Origin of the sequence: Nocardia carnea (assembly GCF_029868855.1) — a bacterium.
GTDB lineage: Bacteria > Actinomycetota > Actinomycetes > Mycobacteriales > Mycobacteriaceae > Nocardia > Nocardia carnea_A.
The window spans coordinates 1-7,406 of sequence record NZ_JARWOV010000303.1 but is presented as its reverse complement, the minus strand read 5'-3'; the positions used below and the strand labels follow the sequence as shown (position 1 = coordinate 7,406).

The 7,406-nt window shown below is 68.6% G+C and carries 7 protein-coding genes; 6 read left to right on the top strand and 1 reads right to left on the bottom strand.

The window, feature by feature from the left end:
* Positions 1-188: 188 nt before the first annotated feature.
* Positions 189-1,721, bottom strand: a complete 1,533-nt coding sequence (locus tag QH195_RS31100) for an aldehyde dehydrogenase family protein (RefSeq protein ID WP_280437995.1) — start codon at positions 1,719-1,721, stop codon at positions 189-191.
* Between the two features lie 224 nt (positions 1,722-1,945).
* Between QH195_RS31100 and QH195_RS31095 the strand changes: the two genes are divergently transcribed.
* The 6 genes from QH195_RS31095 to QH195_RS31070 all read left to right on the top strand — a co-directional run bounded on the left by QH195_RS31095 (position 1,946) and on the right by QH195_RS31070 (position 7,175).
* On the top strand, positions 1,946-2,404 hold the full coding sequence (locus QH195_RS31095) for a DNA-binding protein (RefSeq protein ID WP_280437994.1): 459 nt from the start codon (positions 1,946-1,948) through the stop codon (positions 2,402-2,404).
* Entirely contained in the window at positions 2,404-2,877 is a 474-nt protein-coding gene (locus QH195_RS31090) for a Zn-ribbon domain-containing OB-fold protein (protein WP_280424322.1), read from the top strand. The genes QH195_RS31095 and QH195_RS31090 overlap by 1 nt, the downstream gene beginning before the upstream one ends.
* Positions 2,870-3,937 carry a lipid-transfer protein gene (locus tag QH195_RS31085; RefSeq protein WP_280424323.1) on the top strand — a complete coding sequence of 356 codons (1,068 nt, stop codon included), beginning with the start codon at positions 2,870-2,872 and terminating at the stop codon, positions 3,935-3,937. The genes QH195_RS31090 and QH195_RS31085 overlap by 8 nt, the downstream gene beginning before the upstream one ends.
* Positions 3,934-5,088, top strand: coding sequence for a thiolase domain-containing protein (locus QH195_RS31080; RefSeq protein WP_280437993.1), 1,155 nt, complete (start codon positions 3,934-3,936; stop codon positions 5,086-5,088). Before QH195_RS31085 ends, QH195_RS31080 begins: the two co-directional genes overlap by 4 nt.
* A 138-nt stretch (positions 5,089-5,226) precedes the next feature.
* Positions 5,227-6,426 carry a thiolase C-terminal domain-containing protein gene (locus tag QH195_RS31075; protein ID WP_280424325.1) on the top strand — a complete coding sequence of 400 codons (1,200 nt, stop codon included), beginning with the start codon at positions 5,227-5,229 and terminating at the stop codon, positions 6,424-6,426.
* A gap of 11 nt (positions 6,427-6,437) precedes the next feature.
* On the top strand, positions 6,438-7,175 hold the full coding sequence (locus QH195_RS31070; protein ID WP_280437992.1) for a TetR/AcrR family transcriptional regulator: 738 nt from the start codon (positions 6,438-6,440) through the stop codon (positions 7,173-7,175).
* The last annotated feature ends 231 nt before the right edge of the window (positions 7,176-7,406 follow it).

The window sequence follows — 7,406 nt, the reverse complement described above, 5'->3', positions numbered from 1 at the left end:
CGGCGGCGGGCCCCCCCCGGGGGTCATTTTTCCCGGTGGGGGGCCGCCCGGGGGGGGGGTCCCCCCCGGGGGGGGGTCTACCCTCACAAAAACCACCGCGGCCGCCGCGGGGCGCCCGGGGGGCCCGCCTCGTCTGCACAGCTACTGGCGGGGTCCGGCCACAACGTTCCCGCGGCCGGGCCGAAACCTCAGCGCACCAGGCGGCGGAGGAACTTGTTGCCGAACAGGGTGCCGATGGTCTTCTCCAGCGTGGCGGCGGTGGCCTCGCTGTAGGGGTACCAGATGTTCTCCTTCTTCAGGCCCCACCGGTCCAGCAGGACGGGCTGCGGGTGGACGAAGCTGCGCAGCGCATCGCGCCCGTTCACCTGCCCCATCCCGCTGTCCTTGCGGCCACCGAACGGTGCTTCGGCGACGCCGTAGATCACCGAGGCGTCGTTCTGCACCACCGAGCCGGTCTTGAGTTGTTTGGCCAGCCGCACGACCTTGGCCTTGTCCTTGGTGAAGACGCTGCCGCTGAGCCCGTACTGGCAGTCGTTGGCCATCCGCACGGCCTCCTCTTCGTCCCGGACGCGCATGATGGCGACGATCGGGCCGAAGGTCTCCTGCTGCATCAGGTCCATATCGTGGGTGACGTCCACAACGACGGTGGGCTTGAAGAACACACCCTCGGCGGTATCGGATTCACCGCCGAGCAGGATGGTCGCACCCTTCGACCTGGCGTCCTCGACGTGCTTCTCGACGATCTCGAGCTGCCGGTCCCAGAACAGCGGTCCGACATCCTTGCCGACCCCGTAGGTGACCTCGGCGGCGCGTTTGCGGACCTGTTCGATGAACTCGTCGGCGATACTCTCCACCACGTAGATGCGTTCGACGCCGACGCATACCTGCCCGGTGTTGAACATCGACAGGTACACCGCGCCCAGCGATGCGCGGTCGAGGTCGGCGTCGGCGCAGACGATCATCGCGTCCTTACCGCCGAGTTCGAGGGTGCACGGGATGAGCCGCGTCGCGCACGCGGCGGCGATCTTCTTACCGGTGCCGACGCTGCCGGTGAACGAGATCTTGTCGATATCGCCGTTCACCAGGGCGGCGCCGGTTTCGCCGTCGCCGTGTACGATCTGCAGAACGTCCTTGGGCACGCCCGCTTCGTGCAGGACCTTGACCGCCCATTCCCCGGAGTGCGGGGTGACCTCCGACGGTTTCAGGACCACCGAGTTCCCGGCGAGCAGCGCCTGCGCGATCGGGTTCAGCGAAAGGATGAAGGGGCCGTTCCACGGGGTGATCACGCCGACCACGCCGAGCGGCTGGTAATTGATGACCAGCTTCTTCAGCGGCAGCATGTAGCCGTGCAGGCGGCGGTTCTCGTCCGCCAGGTCCTTCGGAGCACGTCCACTCCAGTAGTTCAGGAAATCGCAGGCCGGCACCATCTCCACGGCCAGCGCCTCGACCCGCGGTTTACCGGTTTCCTGCATCACCGTCTCGACGATCTCGTCGCGGCGTTTCAGCAGTACCGACACCGCGTTGCGGATGATCGCGGCGCGCTCGGAAATCGGCCGGGCCGCCCAGCCCGGTTGGGCGGCGCGGGCCGTGGCCAGCGCTGCGGCGACATCGTCGGCCGTGCTCACCTCGATTTCGCCGACGCGTTCGCGGGTAGCGGGGCTGCGCAGCTCGAGCCGGCGGCGTCCGTCGGCGGTCGGCTCCAGCTGTTCAACGATGGCCATGGTGATCTCTCCTCACCCGAGGAATTGGAACAGGTTCTACTTTAATGGGGAGCTTACGTCATGGCCGCAAGCCGTGCAGCAAGGTTCACCCATGCGTCCGGCCCGCGGCGACCGCTCGATCTATCAATCGATTCAATCAAGTGATTGACATCGGCCGTCGCGCGGGTCACGATCGAGGCGCGGTCGCAGTGTGCCCGGCCGCGCACCCGAGCGGCAGGAGAACGATGACAGCCGAACCCGCGGGCGCGAGTCTCACCGCGCCCTACACGATCGAATTCCCGTACAACCGCACGGTCGGCGAGAAGATCGGCACGTTTCTGGGCGGTCTACGCGACGGTGAGCTGTACGGAGTACACACCGAATCGGGGGCGATCCTCTGCCCGGCCCTGGAATTCGACCCGGCCACCTCCGCGCCCACCGGTGAACTGGTCCGGCTCGAAGCCACCGGCACGGTCCGGCACTGGACCTGGGTCCCCACCCGGCCCGGTGACGAGATCGAGGCCGGCCATTTCGCCTGGGCCCTCATTACCATCGACGGCACCGAGGGCGCCCTGTTCCACGCCGTGGATACCGGCGGCGACCCCACCCGCCTCACCGCCGGCCTGCGGGTGCAGCCCCGCTGGCGTGCGGAACGGGTGGGCAGTATCCGCGATATCGTCTGCTTCGAACCGGTGGAGTCCTGATGAGTACTTTGCCCACCCCGGTGGAATCGTTCACCAGCCCGCACAAGGTGGATTACACCTTCGTCGCCGGAACCGGCCGGTCGACCTTCCTGCGCGGACTGCAACACCGCACACTGCTGGCCCGCCGCTGCGGGACCTGCGAGCGGGTGTATCTGCCCGCACCCGAGTTCTGCTCCCGCTGCCTGGTCGAACTGTCCGAACCGTTCGAACTGGGTGGTAGTGGTGTCGTGAAAACCTTCTGCGTGGTGAACTTCCCGTTCCCCGGCCAGACGATCGACCCGCCCTACCTGGTCGCTTACATCCAGGTCGACGGCGCCGACACCACCCTCATGCACCTTGTCCGTGATGTCGAACTGAGCGAGGTCCATATCGGTATGCGAGTGGAACCGGTGTGGTGCGCCGACGAGGACCTGGACACATCCATGAACAGCATTCGCTACTACCGGCCGATCGCGGGAGGTTCCGATGCGTGATGTCGCGGTGGTGGCATTCGCCCAGTCACCGGGTACGGCGGCCGATCGCCAGGACGATATGGCCGAGATCCTGCTGCCGGTGATGCGGGAGGCCCTGGCGTCGGCGGGGATCGACCGCACCGAGGTCGATTTCTGGGCGTCGGGCAGCCACGATTTCCACGAGGGCCGGACCTTCGCCTATATCGAATCCCTCGACGCGGTGGGCGCGTGGCCGCCGATCTCGGAATCGCATGTCGAGATGGATGCGGCCTGGGCCGCCTACGAGGCATGGTCGTGGCTACAGCTCGGCGAGGGCGAGATCGCCGTGGTCTACGGGGTGGGGCGCGGATCGCTCGCGCAGGATCTGGACCAGGTGACCAGTACCCAGCTCGACCCCTACTTCCTGGCTCCGCTGCGGCCGCATCAGGACGCGCTCGCCGCGATCCAGGCGCAGGCGCTGATCGCCGCCGGTGCACTGGACGAGAAGCAGATGGCCGAGGTGGTCGCCCGCGCCCGGGCGGGCGCGGTGGGTAATCCGGCCGCGCAGGTGTCGGGCGAGGTCACGGTGGACGAACTGCTGGCCGCGCCGTATCTGGCGGCACCGCTGCGGGAACACGATCGCGGACCCATCGGCGATGCCGCGGCCGTTCTGGTGCTGGCCGCCGGTGACACCGCACGCCGCTTGGCGCAGCGCCCGGCCTGGGTGCGCGGCGCCGACCATCGGATGGATTCGCACTATCCGGGCACCCGCGACCTCACCCGCGCCGACACCGTGGGTATCGCGGCGGACAAGGCGGCGCAGCAGGCCGGATTCTCCGCCCGCGACGTCGAAATCGCCGAGCTGCACACCGAATACAGCTATCAGGAGCCGCTGCTGGCCGGCGCGCTCGAACTGTCCGGTGCGGTCAACCCCCGTGGTGGGCCCCTGGTGGCCCGCCCGACCACGGCGACCGGGCTGATCCGGATCGGCGACGCCGCCCGGCACATCCTGACCGGCCGCGCGGACCGCACGCTGGCGCATGCCACCAACGGGCCCGCGCTCCAGCAGAACATGATCTGCCTTTTGGAGGGAGACCGATGAAACTCGCGGTCGTCGGAATCGGACAGAGCAAACAGGCCAAGAAACGCAAGGTCACGATCGGCGCGATGGTGCGCGAGGCCGTCGACGAGGCAATGGCCGACGCCGAACTGGAATTCGGCGATATCGACGCCATCGTATTGTCGAAAACACCCGATCTGTTCGACGGGGTGATGAACCCGGAACTGTATCTGGCCGATGCCATGGGTGCGCGCGGCCTGCCCGTGACCCGGGTGTTCACCGGCGGCAGCGTCGGCGGGCACGCCGCCATCTACGGCGCACATCTGGTGCAGGCGGGGCTGGCACGGCGAGTGCTGGTGGTCGCGTATTCGAAAGAGTCCGAGGGCGATTTCACCTGGGCGCTGTCGCGCGGACTGCCGTTCAGCGCGCAGTTGGGCGCGGGCGCGGGTGCGCATTTCGCACCCGTGATCCGGGAGTACATCCGCCGCTCGGAAGCGCCCGAGCACATCGGCTGGCAGATCGCGGTGAACCACCGGTTGAATGCGACCCGGAATCCCTATGCCCATATCCAGTTACCGGATATCACCGTCGATCAGGTGCGTGAATCACGGATGCTGTGGGACCCCATCCGATTCCTGGAATCCTGCCCGTCCTCCGATGGTTCGTGCGCGGTGGTGATCACCGGCGAGGACGACGCCCACCACACGGGCCGTCCGCCCGCCTGGATCCACGGAATGTCGTGGCGTACCGAAACCGGCCATTTCGCCGGCCGCGACGAAGTGAACCCCGAGGCCGGGCGGCTGTGCGCCGCCGACGCCTACCGGCAGGCCGGTATCACCGACCCGGCACGCGAAATCGATACCGCCGAGCTCTACATCCCCTACAGCTGGTTCGAACCGATCTGGCTGGAGAACGTGGGCCTGGCCGAGGTCGGCGCGGGCTGGAAGGTGGTCGATTCCGGGCGCACTGCGTTCGGCGGATCGCTGCCGATCAACCCGTCCGGTGGCGTCTTGTCCGGAAACCCCACCGGCGCAACGGGTCTGCTGCGGTTCGCCGAGGCGGCCATGCAGGTGCGCGGGACCGCGGGTGAACACCAGGTGCCCGACGCGCGGCGAGCCGTCGGACATGCGATGGGCGGGGCGGCCCAGTTCCACGCACTGTGGGTGGTGGGTTCGGAACCGCCACAGTCCTGACCGGCGGGACGCCGCTCCATACATCGGCGCGCGAAGCGGCCGAGAACGCCGGCCACCGGAACCGGGCCCGTACGACGGACCGGACAACGCAACAACGCTTTCGCGGTTCGTGATACCGCACCGAGACGAGGAGAAATGATGGCCGAGCGGGTATATGTCGCCGGTGTCGGGATGACGAAATTCGAGAAGATCCAGTCCCGCGACTGGACCTACCCGGAGATGGTCGCCGAGGCGGTGGGCCAGGCTCTCACCGATGCCGGAGTGAACTACGACCAGGTGCAGCGCGCCGCCGTCGGCTATGTGTTCCAGCCGTCCACGGCGGGTCAGCGAGCGCTCTACGATATCGGTCTCACCGGGATCCCGATGGTGAACGTCAACAACAACTGCGCCACCGGGTCGACGGCGCTGGTCCTCGCCCGGGAATGGGTGCAGGCCGGGCTGGCCGATATCGTGCTCGCGGTCGGGTTCGAACAGATGACCAAGCAGGCGATGGCCGGTGACGGTTCGGTCCCGAGGGTCACCACCGTCGACCGGCATATGAGCGCTCTGAAAGCCGCCGCCGGTTTCAGCGCCGCCCCGATGACGGCACAGTTCTTCAGCGCCGCCGCCAACGAGCATATGAAGCGGTACGGGACGACGCGGGAGCAGCTCGCCCGGGTCGCGGTGAAGAACCACGAACACTCCACCCGTAACCCGAAAGCCCAGTTCCAGGACGCCTACACACTCGAACAGGTGCTCGGTGACAAACTGGTCTCCGATCCGCTCACCCGCTCGCAGTGCTCCCCCATGTCCGACGGCGCGGGCGCCGCGGTGCTGGTGAGCGAGCGCTACGTCCGGGAACACGGACTCGACCGGGCGGTGCCGATCCTCGCCCAGGAACTGGTGACCGATACCGGCGCCTGCTTCGAATCGAACTCCATGATCGACGTGGTGGGTGCGCCCATGGCCCGGATCGCCGGGCAGCGGGTCCTCGAGGCCGCGGGGGTCGGTATCGGCGATATCGACGTCCTCGAACTGCACGACTGCTTCTCGATCAACGAACTGCTCACCTACGAGGCGCTCGGTATGTGCGGTGAGGGCGAATCGGGCGAGCTGGTGGAATCGGGCGCCACCACCTACGGCGGACACTGGGTGGTGAACCCGTCGGGCGGGCTCATCTCCAAGGGGCATCCGCTCGGCGCCACCGGCCTGGCGCAGTGCACCGAACTGGTCACGCAGGTGCGGGGCGGTGCGGGCGAGCGCCAGGTGGACGGGGCGCGGCTCGGGTTGGCGCACAACCTCGGGCTCGGCGGTGCCTGTGTGGTGACCCTCTACGGCGCACCCGGCGCGGTCTCCTAGAGTTTCCGATCATGACGCGAAGCCGGGTGCGGACCGGCCGGGAAGCACACCCGGCCGGCGCGCCTTCGCGTGCGCACCGGGAAACCGCAGCACGCCAGGATCCGGGTGGGGTGGATTCCACCACCGCCCCTGACGCGGACCTGCCGACCGATCAACGCCTCGTCCTCGCCGCGGAACGCCTGTTCGCCGAACGCGGGATCGACGCGGTCTCGCTACGTTCGGTGATGGCGGAGGCCGGCGCGAACGTCGCCTCGGTCCACTACCATTTCGGATCCAAGGATGCCCTGGTCGAAGCGCTGATCAGCCGGCGCAGCGAACAATTGCACGCCCGCCGCGCCGAATTGCTCGACGCGGTCGAGGAATCCGGGACACCGGACGCCCGCGCGCTCGCCGACGCCTTCGTCCGCCCGGTCGGTGAACTGGCGGCCGCCGGGGGCACACCGTGGATCCGCCTGGTCGCCGGCATCATGAGCGGTAATCACCCCGCCCTGACCAGGCTGACCGAGGGCTTTGCCCCGCAGGCCCGCCGCTTCAACGCCCTGCTCCAGCAGATCGACCCGGATACGGCCCCGCGCACCATCCGTTTCCGCCTCACCCAGGCCATGAACCTGACCTTCCAGACTCTCGGCGATCCGGAAGGCCTACAGGGCATGCTCGCGCTGAGCGGCACGCGCCTGTCCCCCGGCGAACTCCTCGCCGAACTCGTCGATACGGTCACCGCCATCCTCACCGGCCCACCCGACCGCTGAGCTATTCGCCCTACCCGCGCGACAGCCCTCGGCCTGCGGGACATGCAACCGGCCGAACTATGTCGGGTGATACCCGGAGGCAGAGCTACGGGGGGGGGGGGGGGGGGGGGGGGGGGGGCCCGGCCCCCCCGCCACCCCCCCGGCGGGGGGGGGGGCGCGGCGGGGGGGGGGGGGGGGGGGGGGGGGGGGGGGCCGCCCCCCCCGCCCGCCCCGGGCGAGCTGGGGGGGGGG